Origin of the sequence: Mesobacillus campisalis (assembly GCF_000986785.1) — a bacterium.
In the GTDB taxonomy this organism is placed as follows: Bacteria; Bacillota; Bacilli; order Bacillales; family Cytobacillaceae; genus Mesobacillus_B; species Mesobacillus_B campisalis.
On sequence record NZ_LAYY01000001.1, the window covers coordinates 139268 to 164422 of the forward strand.

Annotated in this window: 20 protein-coding genes; 1 reads left to right on the plus strand and 19 read right to left on the minus strand. The window is 40.1% G+C overall.

The genetic code is table 11. From position 1 onward, the window contains the following. Positions 1-85: 85 nt before the first annotated feature. The 19 genes from WQ57_RS00595 to WQ57_RS00685 all read right to left on the minus strand — a co-directional run bounded on the left by WQ57_RS00595 (position 86) and on the right by WQ57_RS00685 (position 23883). A complete protein-coding gene (locus WQ57_RS00595; protein WP_046521771.1) occupies positions 86-865 on the minus strand; it encodes an SDR family NAD(P)-dependent oxidoreductase in 780 nt (259 codons plus the stop codon). A 71-nt stretch (positions 866-936) separates the two neighbouring features. Continuing rightward, on the minus strand, positions 937-2520 hold the full coding sequence (locus WQ57_RS00600; protein WP_046521772.1) for an ABC transporter substrate-binding protein: 1584 nt from the start codon (positions 2518-2520) through the stop codon (positions 937-939). A gap of 130 nt (positions 2521-2650) precedes the next feature. Further along, positions 2651-4084 (minus strand): NAD-dependent succinate-semialdehyde dehydrogenase, encoded by a 1434-nt coding sequence (locus tag WQ57_RS00605; RefSeq protein WP_046521773.1) that lies wholly within the window; start codon positions 4082-4084, stop codon positions 2651-2653. Between the two features lie 128 nt (positions 4085-4212). Then, entirely contained in the window at positions 4213-4977 is a 765-nt protein-coding gene (locus tag WQ57_RS00610; protein WP_046521774.1) for an SDR family NAD(P)-dependent oxidoreductase, read from the minus strand. Positions 4978-5047: 70 nt separating this feature from the next. Further along, positions 5048-5989: an MBL fold metallo-hydrolase gene (locus tag WQ57_RS00615; RefSeq protein WP_241481450.1), complete on the minus strand. Its 942-nt coding sequence runs from the start codon at positions 5987-5989 to the stop codon at positions 5048-5050. Between the two features lie 84 nt (positions 5990-6073). Further along, complete coding sequence (locus WQ57_RS00620) at positions 6074-7648, minus strand: class I adenylate-forming enzyme family protein (RefSeq protein ID WP_046521775.1); 1575 nt, start codon at positions 7646-7648, stop codon at positions 6074-6076. 57 nt (positions 7649-7705) lie between these two features. Beyond that, a complete protein-coding gene (locus WQ57_RS00625; protein ID WP_046521776.1) occupies positions 7706-8641 on the minus strand; it encodes a CaiB/BaiF CoA transferase family protein in 936 nt (311 codons plus the stop codon). Between the two features lie 35 nt (positions 8642-8676). Continuing rightward, positions 8677-9447: an SDR family NAD(P)-dependent oxidoreductase gene (locus tag WQ57_RS00630; protein ID WP_052948596.1), complete on the minus strand. Its 771-nt coding sequence runs from the start codon at positions 9445-9447 to the stop codon at positions 8677-8679. A gap of 95 nt (positions 9448-9542) precedes the next feature. Beyond that, a complete protein-coding gene (locus WQ57_RS00635; RefSeq protein WP_046521778.1) occupies positions 9543-10505 on the minus strand; it encodes an alpha/beta hydrolase in 963 nt (320 codons plus the stop codon). A gap of 109 nt (positions 10506-10614) precedes the next feature. After that, the gene (locus WQ57_RS00640) at positions 10615-12264 is read right to left on the minus strand and encodes a flavin-containing monooxygenase (protein ID WP_046521779.1); all 1650 of its coding nucleotides are present in this window, start codon (positions 12262-12264) and stop codon (positions 10615-10617) included. A gap of 487 nt (positions 12265-12751) precedes the next feature. Beyond that, entirely contained in the window at positions 12752-13462 is a 711-nt protein-coding gene (locus tag WQ57_RS00645) for a FadR/GntR family transcriptional regulator (RefSeq protein ID WP_046521780.1), read from the minus strand. Positions 13463-13807: 345 nt separating this feature from the next. Beyond that, entirely contained in the window at positions 13808-14749 is a 942-nt protein-coding gene (locus tag WQ57_RS00650) for an AEC family transporter (protein WP_046521781.1), read from the minus strand. Positions 14750-14764: 15 nt separating this feature from the next. Further along, positions 14765-16414 (minus strand): amidohydrolase, encoded by a 1650-nt coding sequence (locus WQ57_RS00655; RefSeq protein WP_338151880.1) that lies wholly within the window; start codon positions 16412-16414, stop codon positions 14765-14767. Positions 16415-16725: 311 nt separating this feature from the next. Continuing rightward, positions 16726-18051, minus strand: coding sequence for a (Fe-S)-binding protein (locus WQ57_RS00660; protein ID WP_046521782.1), 1326 nt, complete (start codon positions 18049-18051; stop codon positions 16726-16728). Then, on the minus strand, positions 18048-19454 hold the full coding sequence (locus tag WQ57_RS00665; RefSeq protein WP_046521783.1) for an FAD-binding oxidoreductase: 1407 nt from the start codon (positions 19452-19454) through the stop codon (positions 18048-18050). The genes WQ57_RS00660 and WQ57_RS00665 overlap by 4 nt, the downstream gene beginning before the upstream one ends. 38 nt (positions 19455-19492) lie before the next feature. Beyond that, the gene (locus WQ57_RS00670) at positions 19493-20185 is read right to left on the minus strand and encodes a FadR/GntR family transcriptional regulator (RefSeq protein ID WP_046521784.1); all 693 of its coding nucleotides are present in this window, start codon (positions 20183-20185) and stop codon (positions 19493-19495) included. A gap of 281 nt (positions 20186-20466) precedes the next feature. Continuing rightward, positions 20467-20985 carry an RNA polymerase sigma factor gene (locus WQ57_RS00675; protein WP_052948597.1) on the minus strand — a complete coding sequence of 173 codons (519 nt, stop codon included), beginning with the start codon at positions 20983-20985 and terminating at the stop codon, positions 20467-20469. 23 nt (positions 20986-21008) lie between these two features. After that, entirely contained in the window at positions 21009-23213 is a 2205-nt protein-coding gene (locus WQ57_RS00680) for a histidine kinase dimerization/phospho-acceptor domain-containing protein (protein ID WP_046521785.1), read from the minus strand. Continuing rightward, entirely contained in the window at positions 23191-23883 is a 693-nt protein-coding gene (locus tag WQ57_RS00685; RefSeq protein WP_046521786.1) for a response regulator transcription factor, read from the minus strand. Before WQ57_RS00685 ends, WQ57_RS00680 begins: the two co-directional genes overlap by 23 nt. A 186-nt stretch (positions 23884-24069) precedes the next feature. On the opposite strand from WQ57_RS00685, the gene WQ57_RS00690 reads away from it, so the two are divergent. Continuing rightward, the gene (locus WQ57_RS00690; RefSeq protein ID WP_046521787.1) at positions 24070-24966 is read left to right on the plus strand and encodes an EamA family transporter; all 897 of its coding nucleotides are present in this window, start codon (positions 24070-24072) and stop codon (positions 24964-24966) included. The last annotated feature ends 189 nt before the right edge of the window (positions 24967-25155 follow it).

Sequence of the window (25155 nt, forward strand, 5' to 3'; positions counted from 1 at the left end):
TTCCGTTAAAGATGGTATAGGACGGCGTAAAGAGGCTAAACTGTTCAAAATTCATTGACCAACCAATTATCGTTGATGTGTAGTTTTATTTTGATTGTTTTTGGTCAAAACGAAATTTAAAACCGAGAGCTCCATCATCCACCTTAACAATACTACCGTTAATTGAACTGGATTCATCTGATCCTAAAAAAGCAACCACTTGTGCTATTTCTTCAGGTTCAATTAACCTGTTTGTCATTTGGCCCCTTCTTGCCAATTCCAAAGTCCCTTCCTTCCGATGAAATTGTAAAATATCTGTATTGACACTTCCAGGAGCAATACCCACTACGCGAATCCCGTGGGGCGCTAATTCGAATGCAGCACTTGTAATCATCATTTTTATTGCACTTTTTGAAACTTGATAGGCAAACCTATCCGCCATTGCTACAAACGCATTAATGGAAGATGTGTTAATTATGACCCCCTTCTTCTTTAACTCAACCATTTTTTTGGCTGCTGTCTGTATTCCGTAAAATACTCCATGCTGATTTACTTCTATTACCTGGTGATAAGATTTAAGATCTAATTCTAAAAATGGTTTACGTATACCAATGCCAGCATTATTAAACAACACATCAAGAGAACCATATTTCTCGACAGTAAAATCAATTAAATTTTTCACGCTATTATAATCAGAAACATCTACCTTGCAAAATGTTGCTTCACCGTTCTTTTTTCGAATCATACCTTCTAACTTTTTTCCTGCTTGTTCATTAGTATCAGCAATTACTACTTTAGCTCCCTGGCTGGCATATAAGTCTGCGGTTGCACTCCCGATACCACCAGCGCCACCTGTAATAATAGCCACTTTGTTTTCTAAAGTCATTGTAATACGTCTCCCATAGCTTTTTAGTTCTTTTTAAGAAAGTGATAGTCGACTCCTTACGTACCTTTAAATCACTCTTCCATCCAAATCGATGAGAAGACGGCTTTACCCATCAAATTAGGCTTAAATCCTTTTACCTTTTGGTTCATAGCGGATGTCATCGGTTCATATACAAGCGGAATTCCGATTGCTTCCTCTAACAGTGCTTTTTCACTAATTTCTTTGTATAATTCAGCGCGTTCCTTTTGATCATAAGTTGAAGCGGCTTTTGAAATAAGTGACTCAATTTCTTGTGTAGAATATTTTCCTGGATTGAGGTAACTATTTGCTGAAAATAAAAGCTGCACCGCCATTTGCGGGTCTTGACGCCCTGTCCAAGTAGTACTAAAGGCTGGTGCTGTCTGTTCAGAAAAGAAACTCGTAGTCCCCTTGGTTACTTCCATTGGTTCGAGATTTACCTCAATTCCTATTTCTTTTAGCTGGTCCTTTATGATTTCAGCTCCCCTTGTATAGTTCGCAATCGCTAAGTGAATCATTGAGAATGAGATATTGTTAAGACCAGAGTCTTTTAATAATTGTTTTGCTTTTTCAGGGTCATAGTCTATCGACATGTTAGGATCAGCTGCCCAATATTCCTTAGGAAAGATGGTATTAGCCGGTTCACCTTGTCCAAAGTTAAGTCCCTGAACAATGGCTTCACGATTAATCCCATGCAGAACGGCTAATCGTACATTTTTATTATCAAACGGTGGCATTGATGGATTTAAAAAAATCATATTAAATCGAACCGGCAAAATATCTTTTAAAACGATGTTGGAGTCACTTTTGAGATTTTGAACATTCGCTGGAGTAATGATATCAGCAAAATCGACCTCACCTGATTTAAGGGCATTAATTCTTGTATTTTCATCGGACATGACTTTAACCGTCATTTTATCAAGGAAGGGCTTTCCTTCCTCCCAGTAATCTTCATAGGCTTCATAGACAATCTCTCCATTAGGAATGTGATTTACTAGTTTAAATGGTCCGGCCCCTACAGGATTTTGAGAAAAGTTATCACCATATTCTTTAATTGCAGTAGGGGATACCATCATCCCACCCTTATCAGATAAGGCTAATAAAAGGGAAGAATCTGATACTTTCAAATTCAGCTTAACTGTTTTCTTATCTATAACTTCTACACTTTCAATATTTTTAAGATCCGGTATTTTCGAATCGTCAGAATTAATTCTTTCGATATTAAATTTCACCGCTTCTCCATCAAAGGCGGTTCCATCATGGAAAGTCACACCTTCCCTAAGGTGAAGAATTAATGTCTTATCGTCCGTGAATTCCCAAGATTCAGCTAAACCAGGCTGTGGTTCGAGTTCTGGAGTAAAAGAAACAAGCGTATCATAGATGGGCCATAATAAAGGATGGTCGCTACCACTTGAGGATTGTATTGGATCATAATTCGTGGAATCCGCAATATACGCTATGGTAATTTCCCCACCTTTTTTAGGTGTGCCTTCTTCGGACTGCGCTCCTCCAACAGAACTAGAAGGGTTCTTCCCAGAGCTGGAATCAGATGAACAACCCACTAGGGTAAAAGCAAGAAGGAGCAACGGCAATAATTTAGCAATAAATATCAACCTCATTCTATCCAATACAATCATCTCTCCTAAGAAAATTAATTAGTAATCGTTTTAATTTTTGCTCCGAAGCAATATTCATTTCCGATTATTTTTTCAATATATTCAAAGAGAAAGTGCATTTAATGCTTTTGTTTGAAGTTTACTAACGGTATTAATTTTGTTTAATTTTCATTGATACATATTTTTCTACTAAATATTCTTGTAAACCATATTTTCCACCTTCACGGCCAACACCACTTGCTTTTACCCCTCCGAAAGGAGCCTGTGCAGTCGTAGGCATTTCATCGTTTATACCAACAATTCCGTATTCAAGATTTTCCATCATTCGTATGGCTCGACTAAAATCATTCGTATAACAATAGGCAGCGAGACCATATTGAAAGTGATTTGCTCTTTCAACTACTTCCGCTTCCGATTGAAATGTAAATATCGGGGCAATTGGTCCAAATGTTTCTTCTTTTGCGATATTCATTTCATCTGTAGCATAATTGATGATGGTAGGTTCAAAAAAGCATCCTTCCATTTGCTCGAATTTTACTTCTTTTCCTCCGGCTATAACTTTACCGCCGAGATTGATTGCATCATTAATTTGTGATGAGATTTTGGACAAAGACTCACGATTGATAAGTGGACCTATGTCTGTGTTTTCATCCAGCCCGTTTCCTATTGCCAGTTTTCTTACTTTTTTAGCAAACAATTGACCAAACTCATCTGCTATCGATTGGTGGACATAAATGCGATTTGTACAAACACAGGTTTGACCCGCATTTCTAAATTTACTTGCTATTGCGCCATCTACAGCCGTTTCCAAATCTGCATCCTCAAAAACGATATATGGTGCATGGCCGCCCAGTTCCATCGCAACTTTTTTTACTGTATCTGCTGCACCGCGCATCAATTCAATCCCTACTTCCGTTGATCCGGTAAAAGTTAATTTACGGACCGCGAAGCTCTCATTAAAAGTAGAAGCTATCTCCTGAGATGGCCCGGTTACCAGATTAGCCACTCCTTTTGGCAGTCCCGCAGCATCAAGTGCCTCAAAAATCAATTTTGCGGTAAGAGGGGTTGCGGATGCGGGCTTGACTACCACCGCACAACCTGCCGCAAGTGCTGGAGCGATTTTTCTAGTGATCATTGCAGCTGGAAAATTCCAAGGTGTGATCGCTGCCACGACCCCAACAGGCTCCTGAAAAACAAATATTCTTTTATCAATACTTGAAGCTGGAATCGTGTCGCCGTAAATACGTTTTGCTTCCTCTGCATACCAGTCAACATAAGATATTGCTAGATTAACTTCTCCAATCGACTCTCGTAACGGTTTCCCCATTTCAAGCGTTATTGTTCTTGCAATATCCTCCGCCCTCACCCTTAATTGATCAGCAAACGTTTTTAAAAACGCACTTTTTTCTCCAGCCGTTTTTCTTTTCCATGTTTTAAAGGCCTGTTCAGCAGAAGAAATAGCCATTTCCGTATCTTCTTTGTTGCCATATGCCATCTCTCCAACTTTTTCTTTGGTTGCTGGGTTATAAATAGTGAAACTTTTATTCGAAACAGATGGGGTCCATTCCCCATTAATATAAAGCATCTAAATGCCTCCCACTAAACTTCTATTAGGCGTTGATTTTCCACCTATTGTTTCTAACTATTTCCCTGTGAAAATGTCGAATATCTCGGGTGTTTCGTGATAATTGCAGATAATAATTTCAGAATAAGTTATGAGGCTGTCATGCCACCATCAATTCGATACACGCTTCCTGTAATATAAGAAGCTTTATCAGATGACAGAAATAAAACTAATTCTGCAATTTCTTTAGGCTTAGCATATCGTCTCAAAGGAATTCTTTGCTCATACATTTCTCTTGGCTGCTCCGGATTCCCAGGTGTTTTCATCTCAGCCAGTGCTCGTATCATTGGAGTATTTACAGGACCTGGACAAATGGCATTAATCCGAATTCCTGTTCCAGCACACTCTAAGGCAACTGTCTTTGTCAAGCCAATTACCGCATGCTTGGTGGCAGAATAAGCGGCCAATCCTGGTGAACCACTTACTCCATTAACAGATGATGTGTTTACTATACTGCCGGATTTTTGCTCCAGCATAACCGCCATTACATGCTTTAAACCAAAGAATACTCCCTTGACATTTACATTTAAAACTTGATCCAGCTCTTCTGCAGTTATATCTGTAATCCTTCCATATTTAACTCCGACACCTGCATTATTAAAAAAAACGTCAATCTTGCCATATTTCTCTTTGGTCAGTTGTACGAAATTTTTTACTTGGTCTTCATTTGATACGTCTGCAGAAAGAGCAAGATAATCATCTAGTTCCAGCTCAAATGCAACCTTCTGTATTACTTCTTGATCAACATCTACCAAAACTAATTTTGCTCCTTGTTCAGCGAATAAACGGGCAGTTTCTCGTCCAATTCCCCCTGCTGCACCTGTAATTAAAACAACTTTCCCTTCAAATACCATTCTATATCACCACCATAAAGCTTGTTGGTAAATCACTTCCCAAATCTATCAACATTCTTCCTTAACGTAATTACACTCTTTTTTGTTTGTTTTTTTGTAAATAGTCGACAATTCCCGTAGCAAATACAAGTAAATCCAATTGGATCGTATTATAGGTAGGATGATTATCCGGGACGCCTAATGCGCTAAATTGGTTGGTTAATAATTTGAAAATATCATTGGCAATGTCAGATAAACTCTTTTCCTCCTGTAATCCTCTTTTACCAATTTCCATAAACCTTGGAATCCATTCCTTTACCTCTGCGAGGGCGTTTTCAACTTCAGTTGTCATCCCGAAATGGGCAAAATAAATGCGATCCAAATTCATTTTCCTGAACTGTTCTATAACTCCCAGCATCTTACCAGGATCAAATTGATTTGGGGACGTGGCTGGCAGGTAAACCATTAATCCTAGGTCAAGCTGAATCCCTGCTGAATCACCAGCAAACATTCCATTGCTAATCGGATCGTAAATACTAAAATGATGAGACGCATGTCCAGGTGAATCAAAAAACATCAGTTTACGGTTCGGACCAATCTCTAGTGTTTCTTCATCGTCTTTGATCAAAATACGATTTTCCGGAACCGGTAAAACTGAACCATACATTTCATGGAATTTTTCTCCGAACACCATTCGGGCACCTGTGATTAAACGGCTCGGATCGATAATGTGCTTTGCCGCTTTTGGATGCACGACGACTGCTGCATTAGGACAGCTCTGCAATAGTAATCCAGCACCACCACCGTGATCTAAATGGATATGGGTCAGAATGATATACTTGACATCGTCAGGGCTGAATCCAAGTTTTTTTAGCCCGTGTAAAACATTGGGTACAGAAGGACTAGCACCCGTCTCCACTATGGTTAATTTTTCATCATTAATTACATAAGTTCCTGTTTTGTTAGGAACCCCTCCTGCCATTAAGTCAATTAAATGGATACGGCTTCCCAAATTATGAATTTTACTATCCAATCACAACACTCCTGTTAAAACAGCCTTTATGGATGATTTCCTTTCATATAAATTAGGAAAGTTAATTACTGTCTGTGCCCATGGTTATGCACGAACAATCGAATCGCGCAGTTTGAGCTTCAATATTTTACCTACGGGACTTTTAGGAAGATCAGGTAAAATTTGAATAGATTTTGGTCGTTTATATCCTGCCATTTTATCTTTACACCATTCCAGTATTTCTTCACCTGTTGTACTGGAATGTGGCCTTAAACTGACAACCGCATGAACCCGTTCTCCCCATAGTTCATCGGGGAGACCTATTACAGCGGCTTCCAAGATGTTTTCATTCTTTATGAGGATATCTTCAACCTCTACGGAAGAAATGTTTTCTCCTCCTGAAATAATCATGTCTTTTCTGCGATCCACTACATAGAGGTATCCATCTTCATCAAAGTATCCCATGTCTTCACAGGTGAACCATTCACCATCAAAACACTTTTCTTCTGCTTCAGGATTTTTATAATATCCCTTAAACAGGGAGATTCCTTTTCCATAGATGAGTCCAACTTCTTCAGGGCCTACCTCGTTCCCTTTGTCATCCACTACTTTCAAGTCCATTCCAATTGACGGCTTTCCTACGCATCGGGTTTTCACATAATGATCTTCTGGCATTAATATAGAAAAGAAAAGTTCGGTAGCTGAATAAAACGTGTATAAGTTAATTTGTGGCCAGTATTTTAGGGCGGCCTCCTGTGTTTGTGACAGTAATGGTGCACTTGAAGTAGATAAAATCCGTAAACTTGACCAATCATATTTATTGATCTCTTCTTCCGGCAATTTTAAAACGGCGTTCAAAATCGTTGGAACAACTGACATTACGGTTATCTTTTCTTCCTCCACTTTCTTAAGCAGTTTTTCCACTTCAAATTTTCCAAACATATAATTTGTTGCGCCAGAGATCATACAAGCTATACTAATAACTGTTCCACCTAGATGAAACATGGGAAAAGGGTTAAGTACCCGATCTTTCCAGTGCCAACCCGCCAGTAATACAGAACCTAATGCCCAACCTATTATGGAACGGTGAGAATGAATTGCCCCTTTGGGAACACCCGTTGTCCCCGAAGTATAAATAACTCCGCAGGCGTCAGTATCATCAATTTGAACGCTAGGGTTTGCAATTGAACCTTCTGCAATTAATGACTCATAACTCACAAAAAATTCTGACTCCCCAATACAGATAAAATTATTTTGTGGTATGTTGGGAAGACCGCCTGAAATCCGTGTCATAACCTCTGCAAATTCGGAATCAAAAAAAACGGCCACAGCATCAGAGTGATTTAACTGCGATATGATTTCATTGTCAGTGTATCGGTAGTTTACTGGAACCCACACAGCACCAAGTTTATTTACAGCAAACATGATCTCTACACATTCCACACTGTCCTTCGAGATATAGGCAAGATGGTCTCCACGGCGGATGCCCATTTTTATCAATTGGTTTGCTAATTTATTTACACGGTCGTTTAATTCCTTAAATGTGTATTTCTTATCACCGTCAATATCTACCACTGCCAATTTATTAGGCCAAATCGTACTGTTGCGCTCAATAATGTGACGCAGAGTTAGTCCAGCCATTCCATACACAGTTCTCTCTTTATTTCCGACCTGGATCATTATTGTCCCCCGCTTCAGAAATTTTTTGATTGTCTCGCTTATATTTCAACCGGCAATTTATTCGATTTGAGTTCGAAACGGAATATTAAGGCCTTTCTTAAACGATAGATCATTAACTGCCTCTATAGGAACATCATGCGTAGCTCCAATGCTCAGCCATTCTGCTGTTGGACGTGACTTAAAAATACTTTTAAGTTCTTCAAAAATTGGATCACCTGGTATTGCAGGTCTTAATTGCTGACCACACCACTCAGGGCGTTCAATTGCAGTTACTAAACTGTCAAAAAACTTTTGTTCCAATGCACCTAAAGCAATTTTCCCATCTTTTGTTTCATACACCCTGTAACAAATAATACCTCCGTCAAGGCTGCTAGCAAGTTTAGGATCGTGGCGTGGTACTAATCCAAGCAAAAAGGGGCTTTCATACAAATTTACTTCTATTGAGATACCTGTTTTATTCTTCTTTTGGTAATTCAACCCGGACACAACGGCTAAAGCGCCATACAGTGCTCCTGTCATATCTGCCAGTTGGGTTGGTATTTTCCCATCATCCGGAAAAAGGGTTTTCAATAGCCCTGAATGGGCCAGATATGTTAAATCATGACCAGGATGTTCCGCTTTATTTGAATCGCCAGGGAATCCGGTTACATTACAATATACTAATCTTGGATTAATAGCTGTTAATGAGTGATAATCTAAACCTAGCTTCTTTAATGCCCTGTCACGCATCCCTACCAAGATGCCGTCAGCATTGGCGATTAATTGCTTTGCCTTTTCTTGTCCTTCTGGCTTTTTTAGGTCAATTTTGATTATTTCCTTTGAATCATTAATAGCACCGTATAATTCAGGAGTGGCGGAAACAGGATCTCCCATTGGTGGCTCGATTTTAATGACACGTGCACCCATGGAAGCGAGTATTCCTCCAGCCACCGGACCTGGCAGATTAATCGTTGTATCGATGATTGTTACATCTTTTAGCAATGATGGATTCACATTTATACCTCCCCTTGGAGTATAGGATTCTAAGTTTATATGCCCATCGCTTGCGCTCCACCATCTATTGAAATGGTCTCACCTGTCATATAGGAGGAAGCATCAGATGCTAAAAATACCACGCCTGCCGCAATTTCCTCTGGTTTTCCCATACGTCTCATTGGAGACCTGCTCAAAACTTTATCCATAAACTCTTTATCCGTTTCTTTTATAGAAGCCAGAATAGGGGTTTCAACATAGTAAGGGGCAACACCATTTACCCTTACACCTCTTTCAGCCCATTCAGAAGCAAATCCTTTAGTAAGCATATTTACTCCACTTTTGCTAACACTATATCCAAGGGAACCTCTTACAGCCTGCTGGGAAGCGCCTGAAGAAATATTAATGATGGAACCGCTGCCTTGTCCTAGCATGACTTTTCCCACTTCTTGTGTGAACAAGAAAACACCCGTTAAGTTTACGTCCATAATCTTCTGCCAAACCTCTAATGGAAACTCCTCTGCCGCTGTTCTTTTGGATGTTATTCCGGCATTATTAACCAATATGTCAATACTAGTAAACTTTTCAAGTGTCATGTTTACTACATTTTTAATCTCATTACGGTTTGTCACATCACATTGAATGACTAATACTTTCGCTCCCTTTTCTCTAAGTTCATCCGCAAAACCTTCGAGATCCGTTAAACTGAGGTCGCATAGAACAATATTGCATTCGTAATTCGCAAATCTTCTTGCGATGCTTTTTCCAATACCTCCATTAGCCCCAGTCACAATGGCTGTTTTTCCGTCTAAACTAAAAATATCCAAAATAATTCCCCCTATATTTACTGTTATATAAGATTTTAAAAACCTAAAATTGAGTATGGCACTAATAAATAGGATCCCGTAAAAATTCCGCTACTTTAAATTTCCAGACCCGATAGCCTGCTTTGGTTTTTTTCTTGAAGAAATCGAGCGATAGTAGAAATTGTATTTTTAATTTGTTCAGGAAAAATATCAGGGTTCGAAAAGTACCCATGAACTAATCCTTGTTCGCAAATCGATTCGACTATTACTTTCGCTTCTTTTAAACGTTTTGCGTAAGCTAATCCATCGTCACGAAGCACATCATTTTCCGCGACGATAATGAGTGCTGGCGGTAAATTACTTAAATCGTCGGCAATTAATGGGGCGGCATACTTCTCCATTTTATCCGCGTCATCTCGAATGTAATGATCAGAGAACCAAATCGCTAGTTCTTTAGTCAATCCAAATCCGCTTTTGAATTCTTCAAAGGACTTTGTGTTTACATTAAAACTGGCACTTGGATAAATTAGGATTTGCGCAGAAATATCAGGTCCTTTTTTATCCCTAGCCATCATCGAGACTACTGCAGCCATGTTTCCTCCAGCACTATCACCGCCAACTACAATATTAGAGGCATCTCCATTGATTAACGCTGCATTTTCACTTACCCATTGCAGTGCCGCATAGCAGTCATTTACCGGAATAGGAAACTTATACTCCGGGGAGAGCCTATAGTCTACTGAAACCACGATACTTTCTGTTCGTTCGGCGATCAGTCTGCATGTTGCATCAGAACCTTCAAGATCTCCAAGAACCCACCCACCACCGTGGTAATAAATAAAAATGGGAAAAGGGCCATCTGCTTTCGGCGTATAAATTCGAATTTTTACATTTGCATCCTTATCGACAGGAATAAACTGCTCTTCGATTTTTGCAAGTCGTCCAATATCTTCCTTTTTACCTGGAGGCTTCTTAAATAACTCTCTGATGGCCTGATGCCCTAACGAAAGGTTCTCCAAAATTTGGTTAAACCCTTCAATGTATACTTTTGACTCTGGGGATAATTTAGCCAAATCCATTACTCCCTTCCTCAATAAACTCATCGAATAATTAACCATAAAAACGTACCGGTTCAATTACAAAATAATTTTCAAAATTCAAAAAAAATAATGGGAGAAGCTCGTCATTTCAAGAATTTACTTTTTGATTTTTGCCAGCTAATAGAGAAAAGCCTTCATATTCTTTATCTACAATTTCTTTACAGATCTGAAGATATTTTTTATAACCTCCTAAATAAAGAGGTAATCCTCTAGGCTTGCCTGGAATATTCGCACCTGTCCACCATGACTCCGTTTTAACAAAAAGTGTAGAATTAGCTAGCTCTGTACAAGATTTACTCCAAGCAGCCTCCGCTTCCTGTTCCGGCTCAATTGTATTTAAATCATGTTCACGGAGATATTTCACGCATTCAATGATCCACTCAACGTTTGACTCAATTACTGCGACATTGTTGGTAAACCCAGCAGGACTTTCAGGTCCAGTTATCAGGAATAGGTTTGGAAAACCAGATGTTGCAAGTCCAAGATATGTGCTTATTTGCCCTCCATTATTCCATTTTTCCTTTAACGAGATTCCATTTCTGCCCCTAATATCTATTTTAAACAGAGGTCCAGTAATAGCATCATATCCTGTAGCAAATACAAGAATATCCAACTCATATTCCTTTTCTGTTGTTCGTAGACCCTTGGGTGTAATCTCTTCAATAGGCGCCTTTTTTACATCTGCCAAGGTAACGTTATTACGGTTATATGTTTCTAAATAATTGGTGTTTAAAACTTGACGTTTTGTTCCATAATAATAATTCGGCATTAATTTTTCGGCTATCTTGGGATCGTGGACAATTTCAGAGATCTTCGAACGGAGAAATTCTCCAATTGTTTCATTAGCCCTTTCGTCGGTAAATACATCTGTAAAACTTGGCAAGGGCCCGCCTCGTTCCCAAGCTGCTTCCAATTCTTGCAATCTTTCTTCTCCGGTTATCTCCCAAACCGAACAATTCATGGTTTTCCTTAAATCACCAGTATTGCTGTTTCGAACTTTTTGCTTAATATTTTTATAATCTGCTTTTGTTTGTTGTATAATCTCAGGATCTAACTGATGATTTCTTGCTGGAATCATATATTGGGCAGTCCGTTGAAAAACCGTTAAATGATCTGCTTCTTCTGCAATAATTGGTATTATTTGTACACCACTTGATCCAGTGCCGATGACACCAACACGTTTGCCCTTGAAATCTACTTTATCTTTCGGCCAGTTTCCGGTATGATACCATTCACCTTTGAAGCTATTTAATCCTTTAAAGTTAGGAACATTGGTAGCCGAGAGACCACCTACCGCAGGAATGAAATACTTCGCTGTTACTCTAGTACCGTCATTTATGTAAATCTGCCAGTTCTCGTTTGCCTCGTCATAATGAGCGGCCTTGATGCGCGTATTTAATTGAATATCTTTGCGTAAATCAAAGTTATCTGCGACGTAGTTGAGATAACTAAGAATCTCCGGCTGATCAGGATACCTAGAAGTCCATGTCCAATCCTTATATAGTTTTTCTGAGAATAAATAGGTATAAACCATGCTCTCCGTATCACAACGTGCTCCCGGATAGCGATTATGATACCATACCCCTCCGACATCCCCGGCTGCCTCAAATACTTTAGCCGAGAAACCAGCCTCACGTAAACTGTGCAGCATGTACATTCCTGCAAAACCAGCACCAATGATGACTGCATCGAAATCATTAGCTTGATGTGTTTTAGGTTGTTGTTGAGCAACATTCATATTATTTTCTTCCTTCCTTATGAAAATAGTTTTTATGAAATCCCTTCCATTTTTTTGTTACAAACGTGTTTATAATTTCTAACAAATAAACTAATCCTAATTAAGTCTCTTTGCCAGCAGAATTATAATACTTCACATCCTTTGTAACCGCTTTACCAACTTGTAATACAATCATACAAGACAGGCATATCATTTTCAACCTATTCTTTTAAAATTTTCACAATATTCTACCGCTTTTTATTTTCAATTAACTGGCATCCTCCAGGACAATTTGAAAAAGGATTTAGTTGTGAATAGAATATTTGCAACGTAAAATAACCCCACCTGTCCAATCAGATGGGGATTGACTACTTTGGATTACTATTTAGGAATTATTAAATTCAACACGCAGTTAAAGTTGTTGACAAACGATGCAAGTGGTTTAAGGCACTCACATCTGACAAGTCCATTTGGGAACTTCCTAAATGGATTGCGAAGAAAATAAATATTACTTATTCACCCGTGGATCCCCGAGCTTCAATCTTGCATTGGTTAAATGTTCTTTCATATAAAATGCTGCAGCTTCTTTATTTCTTCTTTTAATTGCTTCATAAATATTTTGGTGTTCTTGGTGCACTTGTTCACGCTTCTCTCTTCTCCCTACGTTTTTCTTCAATGAATATGTAAGGGCTTTCTGATAAAGTTCCCTTACATTTTCTACCGATTGTGTTAGAAAAGAATTTTTGGCAGCTTTTACGATGAGCATATGGAAATCATAATCGGCTTTATCTCCTACCACGGAATCATCATAAATTGTATCTGATACTTGCCGGAATGCTTCATATATTTTCTCTATATCTTCTGCTGTATGCCGTTCAGCTGCAAATGCTGCTGCCTCTGTCTCAATTACTGTCCGCAATTCAAGCAAGTTGTAAATTTCTTCATCGGTAATCATTTCAAATGCAACCGTATCCAGCAAATCTTCTGTGGGAATTTTTTTTACAAAGTTCCCGCCGCCTTGAATAGATTCTACAAGTCCACTCGCAACGAGCACACTGATTGTTTCACGAATAGGTGCCCTACTAACACCAAACATTTCAGCAAGCTTATTTTCAGATGGGAGTTTTGAACCTTCTGGAAATTCGCCATCTCGTATTTTCTGTTTTAATTGTTCAAGTATTTGATCAGCTATTTTCATTCGCTTTATTGAATTTACCATAAAACTCTCCTTAAAAAAGTTAATGCTTTTTCGTTTTAATAATTTTACTATGTTAGCGCTTTAATACTTGTATTACAAGCTTATAATTATCAATACTCATAGTCAATTGTTAATTGAATTTTCAGGAGATATTTTAGATTTAATCTGTATTATTTTGATGACTAAGGCAGACATGTATTTAGGAAGACCAAAAAATAGAGTTAAAGTAAATGTAATCCTCCACCTAACCTATTAGATGGGAATTATATTGACGCATACACGTAATAGAATCAGACGAAGCAAAAAACAAGGGTTACTGGCACCCTTGTTTTTTGATTATTACGCTCTTTTATTGCAGGACATGCGTTATATTGCATAAAATATATTTATTAAATATATCATAATGGGAATAGAAAATAAGGCTATTAACGTCGAAAGAATCGTTGTCACTGCTCCAAAATCTTCATCAGCAGCATATTTTGCAAATAAAATCGATGCAAGTGTAAGTGTAGGCATCATGGATTGAATGATTATTGTTTGTTTAACCTCTATTTCAAGAGGTACATAATGCATGGCCAAAACAGTTACTACAGGTAAAATAATTAGTTTTACACCAATCGGAAGTAAAGCTTGTGACCCCAGCTTTTGAACTTTTGCACTAGGCAGAGTCATTAAAAGGACACCTATGTAAAACATTGCTACCGGTGCTGCGAGAGCGGCAAGCTGATTAGTCAAGTTAATAATGATAATAGGGGGGGTTACATGGAAATAAGCGAAAACTAAGCCAATAATAATTGATAAAGTTGGGACATTAATCATGGATTTCAAGGAATGGTAAGTGAATTGCTTTTTTTGCTGTAAAAGTAACACACCTGCTGTCCAAATTGTAAAATCAACACCTGCATCAAAAATAGCAGCAAATAATGCACCTTCTGGTCCGAGTAGAATGGCACATAACGGAATGCCTATAAATCCAGTATTTCCAATACCTGACAATAAAGCTATTTCTTTCGTTTTGTTTCCACCCTTATAATAATTATGTGCCAATAACCACCCGATGAAAATACCAATAAGGTTAATAAAGATAGAAATCCAAAATACTGCTGTTATAATCCCAAATGTATTTTCTTCCATTTTAACGTTAAAAATACTAGAGAGAATGATACATGGCATTGCAACGTTTACAATCAAACTGATAAACACTCTCCGGGTATCTTCATTAAAAGGAAAAGTTCTTGAAAGGATAGCTCCAATCAAAATCATAATAAAGATTGACATTATTGATTGAAAAACTAAAGTATGCTCCATTCTTCTACCACCTAATTATGCCTTCCAATACACAACCTCACCACCAATAATGGTTCCTAAGATCGGTATGTCTTTAATATCTATCGGATTGATTGAGGTTGGGTCAGCAGCTAGGATAGCAAAATCAGCTCGTTTTCCTAATTCAATGCTTCCCGAATGATCTTCATCAAAATTTAGCTTGGCTCCGTAATTAGTCATTGATTTCAGAGCTGTTTCAACATCAATCCGTTGCTCTGGGCCTAATATTCCCCCCTCTCTTGTTACCCTGTTTACTGCTGCCCATATAGAGAAGAGCGGTGAGATAGGGGTAATGGGTGCATCTGAATGGAGTGTAAATAATATTTCCCGTTCTACAGCATCTGCCAATGGACTTATTCTTCTCGCACGGTTAGGCCCAAGGAAGATCTTTTCATGGCGGTCTCCCCAGTAATAAACATGATTTATAAAAAAAGAGCCGGCAATCCCAAGTTTTTGCATACGGTCCAAATCTTGTATGGTTGCCGTTTGAACATGTTCAATCCGATGGCGGTGGTTCTGCCGCGGATACTTTTGTATTGCAAACTCAAACCCATCCAATATGGAACCGATTGCCTTATCACCATTACCATGAATGGCAATTCGGTAACCTCTATTATGCAAATCCAGTATTTCCTCATTAATAACAGACTGTTCAAAATTCAAGTCACCATATAAATTCGGATTACAATGGTATGGTTCTCGCAGGGCTCCTGTTAATCCTTGAATGGAGCCATCCTGAAACATTTTTGCACTGTCAAGAGCTATCAATCCATTTCCTCTGGATTGCAGTTCATCATTTAATTGTTCGGAACTATAATTTCCAAATCTGCTGCCAGGTTTAAGTAAGTCATGCATAATCATTAACTGCATTCTCATGGGGTTTATCTTTTGTTCTGCTGCCTTTAGATGGACCTCAATGTCTTCTTCTCCTTTTAAAAGGCCGACTCCGGCATCTGTGTTTGTGGTGATACCATGAGAAATATAATGATTGACTGTCTTCTTAAGTAAACTAACCTTTTGTTCGATAGTATAAGTCGGTGTATGGGAGTGTACAGCCTCCATTGGACCAAATTCATATAGGACTCCATTAACATTACCTTCATGGTCCCTCCCAAAATGGCCAATCCCAGGATCAGGCTGTTTGTCTGAAATACTAGCCACGCGCAATGCATAGGAATTGACAACAGCCAGATGCCCGCTTATATGATGTATAAAGACTGGGTTATTCGGTGCAGCCACATCAAGATCAGCCCTAAATGGATGCCTTCCATCGATTAATGAGGTGTCATCATATCCGTATCCTAAAATCCACTGACCAGGAGGAATTTCATTCGCTTTTTTACGTAATTTTTCTTGGATATCAGATATAGATTGGTTTAGCGGCGAACTGCAATTTACTTGTTCCTGTAACATAGAAACCATTGGTAAGTGATTATGAGTATCAATAAAACCTGGAAGGAGCGCAGCGCCTTTCAAATTGATTACTTGCGTTTTGGCAGAAAGTGTAACTTCACTTTTAGGTGGTTCCTTTTCTTGCCAAATACCGAATATTCGGCCGTTTTTTACGGCAACTGAGCCAGCTCTCCTCCCCATATTATCCAGCGTTAAAACCTTTGCATTTGTTAACAGTAGATCAGGAATATTCAACTTAAACCCTCCTGTAAAAAAATATAGCAACCCATAAAATTAAAACCTTATTAGAGTTACTAATACCATGAGCAGTATTTCGCTTAATTTATTTCTAAAGACATTAATGTACCCATACAATATAACCAAAATCACTCCACTGGCTCGCAAACAACGGTTAAATGTATGGGTCGAATGAATATTCACCTTATTCAGAAAATAACTTCCGCAACTTTCCCACTAATTCTTTTTTTACTAAAATCTATTTTAATAGCCTGCTATGTTAGCTCATTGATGGTTGTATTAGAAGCTTTAGTTAATACATCCTATAGTTAAAGATTCACCGAATTTGGGGATTCAGTAATGCCGGTCGCTTCTGCTAAGTATTCTACTAAGTGAACAGCTCGCATGCTTTCTTTCAAATTTTCACGCTCAATTCCCAGCTTCATTTGAATCAGGCATCCTGGATTGGTCGTAATGATGGTCGTTGCTTTTGTATCTCTTACATTCTCCATTTTTTGATCCAAGATCTCCATTGAAGCATCATAATTCACTATGTTGTAAATCCCTGCAGAGCCACAGCACATATTTGCATCGTTCATTTCTATGAATTCCACATTCGGTACGCTTTGGATTAATTGAAGTGGCTCTTTTGTTACTTTTAGAACATTTGTCATATGACAAGACCGCTGATACGTTACCCATTGAGGTGAGAGGTCTTTCGCTTTAATGCCTCCGCATAAAACGAGGATTTGGGAGATATCTTTCGTTTTTTCCGAAAAACGTTTCGCGCGTTCGACCCATAGCGTTTCATCCGCTAATAGATGATCATATTCGACCAGCATTGCCCCACAACCGCCAGCATTATTAACAATGAAATCTACTTCTTCCCTCTCGAAAGCTTCAATATTCCTTTTTGCTAGACTCTTGCTTTCTTCCAATTCTCCAGAGTGAGCATGTAGGGCTCCACAGCAAGTCTGATTCTCTATGATGATCACGTCACAACCTGCCTCGGTAAGTAGCTTGACGGAAAGATGGTTGATCTTTCTGAACATGGCATCCATTACACAACCCACAAAGAACGCTACCGTATACTTTTTATCCCCTTTAGCTGGAGTGACCCGGGGGAGACTTGAACGTTCCTGTGGGGATACCGCAGCCGGCGTTATTGCTTCGAATTCACCTAAATGAGAAGGCAATTTTTTCGTCAGCCCGCTTTTTCTCGCCAGTTTTTGAATACCGCTTTTTTCATATAACCACATGGAATTACCGATAAAGCTCATCGCTTTGCGGCTAGGAAAGACTTCTTTAAATAAAGTGTTTCGCAAAGTGCGAACCGGACTTGAAAACTTTTTACGTCGTGTGATAGCCGCTCGAGCTGCTTCCAAAATGCTCCCGTATTCAACCCCGGTAGGACAAGCGGTCTCACAAGCACGGCAGCCAAGGCACAAATCCATCGGTTCTTCAAGAACAGAAAGATCTGTAATCCTCCCTTCTCCTACCATTTTGACCAAATTAATCCTCCCTCTCGGGGAATGAGTTTCCTTCCCCATGGTGGCGTAGGTAGGGCATACTGGCAAACAGTAGCCACATTGGACACAGCTATTTGTTTTTTCATATTTAATTTCTTCTTTCAATTGTTCGAAGTCTTGTTTCACTCGCTTAGCACCAACTTTTGCCCCGGCTCGGGAAAAATCTTTCCTGGGTTCATAATATTATTCGGATCCCAAGCCTGCTTAATTTTCTTCATCATATCTAATCCTGCGGCTCCCAATTCCATTTCCATAAATGGGGCTTTCATGGTTCCTATGCCATGTTCCCCAGACAGAGTTCCCCCCAATTGCACGGCGGCTTCAAAAATCTCTGCAACTGCTTGTTCTACCCGCTTCATTTCTTCTTTATCCGATTTGTCGGCAATAATATTCGGATGAAGATTGCCATCACCAGCATGGCCAAAAACTACAAGATGTACATTGTACTTCTTCTTGATTACTTGAAGGCGACGACACATTTCTGGTATTTTGCTCCGGGGTACGGTTGCATCCTCCGAAATTTTAGTTGGCTTAATTCTGACAATGGCGGGAGAAACCAATTTTCGTGCTTTCCAGACTTCTTCTGTTTCAGCCTTGGTTTTTGGGACACGCACTTCTCTTGCTCCCACATCTTTACATACCTTCGATACCTGTTCGGCTTCAGCTGTGACTGCAGAAGGGTGCCCATCAATCTCGATAAGAATCATCGCTTCCGCGTCCCTGGGAAGACCAGAAGGCTGATAATTTTCGACAGCTACAATTGAGGCTTGATCCATCAATTCCATTTTCGACGGCAGAATTCCGGAGGAAAGGATTTTCGATACCGCTCTTCCAGCATCCACGAGACTATTAAAAATAGCCATCACTGTTTCTGAAGCTGGCGGCTTTGGAATCAAACGCAAGATAGCTTTTGTGATGATTCCCAGAGTACCTTCGGAGCCTACAATAAGCTTTGTCAAATCGTAACCGGTTACATTTTTCACTGTTCGGCCACCTGTCCGGATAATGTCCCCCTGTGGCGTGATCACTTCCAGTCCAATGACATAATCCTTGGTTACTCCATACTTCAACCCACGCGGGCCACCCGAATTCTCAGCCAAATTCCCACCTATAGTGGATACTCGAGAACTGCTGGGATCTGGAGGGTACATTAGACCTTTCTGTTCGGCTGCGTTATGAATATTTGAAGTTAATACCCCCGGGGAGACAACTGCAACCAAGTCTTCTTCATCAATTTCAAGTAAATCATCCATAACAGACAAATCGAATACCATTCCACCTTGAACGGGAAGCGGACCTCCACTTAAACTAGTCGCTTGACCGCGCGGATAGATGGGTATTTTCTCTCGGTTGGCCAATTTCACAAGTGTGGCCAACTCCTCCACACTTTTAGTTTGAATGACTACATCCGGCAAATAGGTACCAAACGAACCATCAAAGGAATAACTAAAACGATCTGATTCATCTGTCAGTACCCTTCCAGTTTTAACGATGGATATAATTTCTTTAACATTTTCAGTTGTAATCATTTTCAAGGCCTTCTCACTCCCTTCCTTTCTAAATAAGTTTAAATAAATAAGCTTATTTTTTTCTCGGCATTTTTCAAATGAATAACAGACTGGATTTTTGCCAGCTCTGGCTCTTCCGTTTCAATGGCTAATAAAATATCCTGATGTTCTTTGAGAGCGGCCTTTCGCCTTTGCTTTAACCCCAAATTAGGCTCGAGTGTAATCTTTAATGCTCTTTCATAAAGAGCAGATAAACTTTCTATCATTTGAATCATGATTGGATTCTGTGTTGCTAATATAATAGAGCGATGGAACTCAATGTCGGCCTCTTTTCCCGTTTTTTTCTCATCGTTATATTCCTCTTCCAGCCATTTAAAAGCCAGTTGCATTTGTTCCAATTGTTCTGGAGTACGTCTGAGCGCAGCTAAATAGGCGGCCTCAGGTTCCAGAATTTTTCTCATCTCAAACAGATGTTTGATGACTTCCTTATCATCGTTCTCAATTCGAATATGATGCAATAAAAAAGTTGCTGCTCTTTCTTCAACATAACTGCCTCCACCTTGTCGTGAACTAATTACACCGGCCGCCCTTAAGACACTAAGTGCCTCTCGGATTGGAATTCTGCTTACACCAAAATGGGCTGCTAATTCCATTTCTGTTGGCAATTTTGAACCTGGAGGAAACTTTCCGGTATCAATCATATCCAACAATTCATGAGAAATCGTTTGCGATACTTTTACTTTTTCAGCCATAACACATCTCCTACTCTGAATTACCGTAACCTGTAATACAAATATTAAGATGATTAGTAAATTAAGTCAATTAATATTAAAGAATATTCAAAAATTATGTGATTTTTCACCCTAATATCAAAAAAAACAATACAAACTTCAAAATTTGTAATACAAAAATTGTTTTTAGTCCCCCTTATCAAGCTGTACGTGTCATATCATCCAGTCCTCATCGAGATGACGTCTCTGTTAGGAACAGAAAAGAAGAGTGCTGACTAGGTCAACACTCTATTTAATCAAACTCAGGCAATATCAAGTTCCCCCACAATAACCTTTAACTGATTCCTGGCCCGGTAAAATCTCGTTTTTACGGTGCTGGGCTTCACTTCAAGGAGGCTGGCAATCTCCGATTCTTTTAATCCGCATTCAACTTTGAGATGAAAAACCTCTTGCTGTTCCAGTGTCAGCTCCTGAAAAGACTGCCGGATCTTTTCCATTAACATGACGGCTTCCACTTCCTGCTCCACGCTTTCCGATGAGTGGGCTGTGAGAGCCTCCATTATTCCCTGTTCGATCGGTACGATCATGTTTCTTTTTTGTTTTCTGAGAAAATCAATGGCCGTTCGGACAGCAATGGTGGAAAGCCAGGCACCGATTTTGCCATTTTCCTGAATGTCAGCGGATTTTTTATAAGCTTTTATAAATGTTTCCTGGACGATATCCTCGGCAAGCTGCCAGTCTTTGATGACCGCATAACAGACATGAAGCAGCCGTTTATGAAATATTGTATAGACTTCTTCAAAATTTATTGTATTGTCCATTTCTCTCTCCCGTTTGTTCCATCTCATTCCGTTCCCATTTTTATTTTGACTTTGGCCTTAAACAGATCACCGTCTGCCTCTATATCCAGAGAACCTCCATGCAGGTCCACAATGGACTGGGCAATTGCCAGCCCAAGCCCCGAACCTTCCGTATGACGGGATGTATCCCCGCGTTTGAATCGCTCAAAAAGCTCATCCACATTTTCGCTCAGTTCATATTTGGATACATTTTTAAACGTAATTTCTGCAAAATCACCGACAGCCTGCACCGAAATATACACGCGCGTATTTTCGAGTGAATACTTGAGGATATTCCCGATTAAATTATCAAACACCCGCCAAAGCTTCTGGCCATCCACAAGGGCATGAACCGGCGCATCCGGCTGGCTGATCCGAACCTGCAGTCCTGAAGAATGGATGGAGCTGTCATGCTCAGCAAGCGCCTGCTGCAGCAGCTGGACAAGATCCACCTTTTCCCTCTTGAGCTCGATATTCCCGCTTGCCATTTTCGACACCTCGAACAGATCATCAATCAGCACCTTCAGACGCTTCGACTTTCTGTCAATGATTTCAAGATAGGCTGAACGGTCCTCTTCAGGAAGCTCCGCCGCTTTAAGAAGCTCGGTGTACGTAATGATGGAGGTCAGCGGGGTCCTCAGGTCATGGCTGACATTGGTGATCAGCTCGGTTTTTAGCCTCTCGCTTTTGGCCTGCTCGCTTTGCGATTTTTTAACTCCCTGCTTCAATTGATTCAGATTTTCCGCCAGCTTTCCAAGTACTGACTTTCCTTTTACAGGAAGGTCAGGCCCAAGCTGTCCCGCAGCAAGGCTATTTGTCCGTTCAATAATTACACTGAAATAACGGACTTTTTTTACGAAAAGGACGAAAATCGCAGCAGCTGCTAACAGATACAGCATCACATAAATGGGAAGTATATAAGGATTCGAGGCAATCACCACTATAGCCAGAAAGCCGAGGCCAAATAAAAGCAGAAAACCGATTCCCGCTTGTCGGCCAAAGCTTTGTCCGGAGTATAGTGCAGCGATCTCCTTCCAGCCCCGAAAAATAACCGCCCGTTCCCACTCCTGTTTTATTTTTGTCCAGGACTTCAATGAAGGCCAGAGAAACCTGGCCTGCAGAAGGAAGATTCCGACAAAAAATGCTGCTCCCGCAAGAGCAATCAATAGTTCGACAGCATCCACCGGATTATATAAATAGGTATACTTATCTCCAGCGATGAAAAGAAAAGGAACGCCGGCCAACCCCAATATGAAAAGGAGGAACAGTCTTGCATCAAGCGGCAATTTTTCATAGTAGGGCCTAAAGCTTTCTATCTCGGCAGGAATAATCTGTCTTTTTCTAATAACAAACAGACTTAAAACAAGCGCCCCAAACCCTGCCAGAGAAACCATGTAGAAAATGATCTGCCCTTTGTAAAAATTATCGTAGCCAGCCATGATCGGATGGGAAGAAGACAGGGATTTGGGAATCCCAATCAGCCCTTCGTACGTTGTTTCGGGAATCATTGAATCGATGGACTCTTCAAATCCAAGTCCGTAAGTATAAAAAAAGTCATTACTGTACAAATTGCTTGTTTTAAAGAGAAAATCTTGCTTATTGAATGCCTCCTGATAGGATTCCCCTGCAGATTTTTCAAGATTGCTGTATTCCTCGCCGGAGGCGGTGTCTTTAAAATAATAAACAAAGTCATCTTTATATGGCAGATAATCCCGACGGAGTCTCTCCTTTTGCAGGTAAAATTGCTCCAGCTGCTTTTCTTTCTCTGCGACTACCTTCGGCCTGACATGATCATCACTTTTAAAGTTATTGGTAATGTCTTCAATCTTCTTTTCCCGTTCCGCCTTGTACAGGTCGGCTGCCTCCTGGTTGCCGGCTCCTTCGGCATCATTAATCTGCTCTTCGTACTGGGTGTTAATGGTGTTGACCTGTTCCACTAAATTGCCGTAGCGATGGCGATGTTCCTGAATCTCCTCATCCGTTACCGTGATGGCCTTTTTTGCCTCCTCCAGAGTCATTTGATTCAGTTCAAACAGGCCAAGATATTGGACAAACTGATTCATTTGATCATGAAACTCCATGCTGTCAAAATAGTCATTGCCAAGATAGTCGTTTGCTTTGACATACAGCTGCAGCATTCCGCTTAACCCAAAGGTAAAAAATATCAGCCAGGCGGCCGCCAATGCCCTACTTTTCCATTTTGTATCCAATGCCCCATACCACCTTTAATAATCTTGGATTCTTAGGATCAATCTCAATTTTTTCGCGAATCTTTCTTATATGTACCGCCACTGTATTTTCGGCATTATAGCCAGGCTCCTGCCAGACCCGTTCATAAATTTCATTGATGGAAAACACCCTGCCCGCATGGAGCATCAGCAGTTCCACTATTTTATACTCGATTGGCGTCAGCTTGACATGCTCGCCATGAAGCTTTACTTCCTTTGCTTCCTGGTCAAGGACAAGGCCATTTAGGTCCACCACTTTTTTGATGCCTTGATACGTACCGAGCGTGACATACCTTCTCAGCTGGGATTTAACGCGCGCAACCAGCTCCATCGGGTTGAATGGCTTGGTCACATAATCGTCCGCTCCTACCTGAAGGCCCAAAATTTTGTCTGTGTCTTCACTTTTGGCACTCAGGATAATGATTGGGATATTCTGTTTTTCACGAATTTTAAAGGTGGCTGAAATTCCATCCAGCCGCGGCATCATCACATCAAGCACAATCAGGTGGACAGCCTGTTCGTTCAGGATTTCCAGTGCTTCGATTCCGTCCTTTGCCTTGAGGACGGTAATCCCCTCATTTCGCAAATAGATTTCGATTGCATCTCTTATCTCTTTATCATCATCAACAACCAGGACGTAATATTGGTCCATCCGTTCTCCCCCCTAAACCTTACATTCTTATCCTACCGGAAAAAACTTAACAATCCAGCAGGATTTTTCTTAAGAATTTCTTAATATGCTTATAAGCAAAAAAAGACGCATGGAATGCATCTCTATCTTCCTATTAATATGATAAGATAGTATAGTAAGTTTTTTAGCAACACGGAGGTAGGGTTAATGAAATTCAATAAAGGTATTTTGTTTGTATTGCTGGGTGCTGGATGCTTTGGCTTTACGCCGATATTTGCCAAATTGGGGTTTAGCTACGGTTACTCGCTTGGCCAGATCAATATCGTCCAAATGCTGATTTCAGCATTTTTATTATGGTCTCTGACCTTGATTAAACGCGCGAGTTTCAGAGGAGTGAACAGAAAGAATGTTCTTCCGATCATGATGACCGGCTGTTTGATTGGATTAACCAGCGTTTTTTATTATGGCTCGATGCAATATCTGCCGGCATCATTGGCGATCATTTTGATGTTCCAGTTTGTTTGGATCGGCAGCCTTTTAGAATGGGCTTTCAGCAAAGTCAAACCTGCACCGCAAACTTTTCTATCCATCATCCTGATTTTAATCGGGGTCTTTTTCGCTTCCAATATCATCCACGGTGACATACAGGGATTGCCTGTAAAAGGGGTGATTTTGGGGATTTTATCTGCATTCACGTATGCAGGTTTTATTTTTTTCAGTGGAAAGGTCGCTGTAAACGTGGATCCGTTGACGCGGAGTTCATTAATGGTGACAGGTTCAGCCACTTTAATCCTTGTCCTGTTCATGCGTGACATCCCGACTGTACTCCCGCTGGAGGCCAATCTGTTAACGACAGCACTTGGAGTTTCGTTATTTGGTGCGGTCCTTCCACCATTGTTTTACGCGGTAGGTGCCCCTTTGATTCCGGGGGGAGTGGCCAATATCCTGACATCAGTTGAGTTGCCGATTGCCATCTTGTCAGCCAGCCTGATTTTGTCAGAAATCGTCACCCCGCTTCAGTGGGTGGGCATATCGATCATTTTGATCGCGATTGCCTTAAATGAACTCGGAGCGAATTTTATCCGGATGAGAAAACGTTATTAGTCTACCAAATTTGCCTCCTGCAAGGGGGCTTTTTTTGTTGATGGAGGGGCCATTTTCCCGAAAGTAAAACCTGTGGCCCGGTCTAAAGACGGAGGAACGCTATGCGGACAAGGTTTCTATAAAATGTTTGTTTTAAGTGGTTTCTTTAGGGTATTCGACAAATGAGAACATGTAAAAGGAGAGTCCCAA

Coding starts and splice junctions, on each gene's coding strand:
- WQ57_RS00595 (WP_046521771.1), bottom strand. CDS start 865: ATGACTTTAGAAAACAAAGTGGCTATTATTACAGGTGGCGCTGGTGGT.
- WQ57_RS00600 (WP_046521772.1), bottom strand. CDS start 2,520: ATGATTGTATTGGATAGAATGAGGTTGATATTTATTGCTAAATTATTG.
- WQ57_RS00605 (WP_046521773.1), bottom strand. CDS start 4,084: ATGCTTTATATTAATGGGGAATGGACCCCATCTGTTTCGAATAAAAGT.
- WQ57_RS00610 (WP_046521774.1), bottom strand. CDS start 4,977: ATGGTATTTGAAGGGAAAGTTGTTTTAATTACAGGTGCAGCAGGGGGA.
- WQ57_RS00620 (WP_046521775.1), bottom strand. CDS start 7,648: ATGATCCAGGTCGGAAATAAAGAGAGAACTGTGTATGGAATGGCTGGA.
- WQ57_RS00635 (WP_046521778.1), bottom strand. CDS start 10,505: ATGGATTTGGCTAAATTATCCCCAGAGTCAAAAGTATACATTGAAGGG.
- WQ57_RS00640 (WP_046521779.1), bottom strand. CDS start 12,264: ATGAATGTTGCTCAACAACAACCTAAAACACATCAAGCTAATGATTTC.
- WQ57_RS00645 (WP_046521780.1), bottom strand. CDS start 13,462: ATGGTAAATTCAATAAAGCGAATGAAAATAGCTGATCAAATACTTGAA.
- WQ57_RS00650 (WP_046521781.1), bottom strand. CDS start 14,749: ATGGAGCATACTTTAGTTTTTCAATCAATAATGTCAATCTTTATTATG.
- WQ57_RS00665 (WP_046521783.1), bottom strand. CDS start 19,454: ATGATTACAACTGAAAATGTTAAAGAAATTATATCCATCGTTAAAACT.
- WQ57_RS00670 (WP_046521784.1), bottom strand. CDS start 20,185: ATGGCTGAAAAAGTAAAAGTATCGCAAACGATTTCTCATGAATTGTTG.
- WQ57_RS00675 (WP_052948597.1), bottom strand. CDS start 20,985: ATGGACAATACAATAAATTTTGAAGAAGTCTATACAATATTTCATAAA.
- WQ57_RS00685 (WP_046521786.1), bottom strand. CDS start 23,883: ATGGACCAATATTACGTCCTGGTTGTTGATGATGATAAAGAGATAAGA.
- WQ57_RS00690 (WP_046521787.1), top strand. CDS start 24,070: ATGAAATTCAATAAAGGTATTTTGTTTGTATTGCTGGGTGCTGGATGC.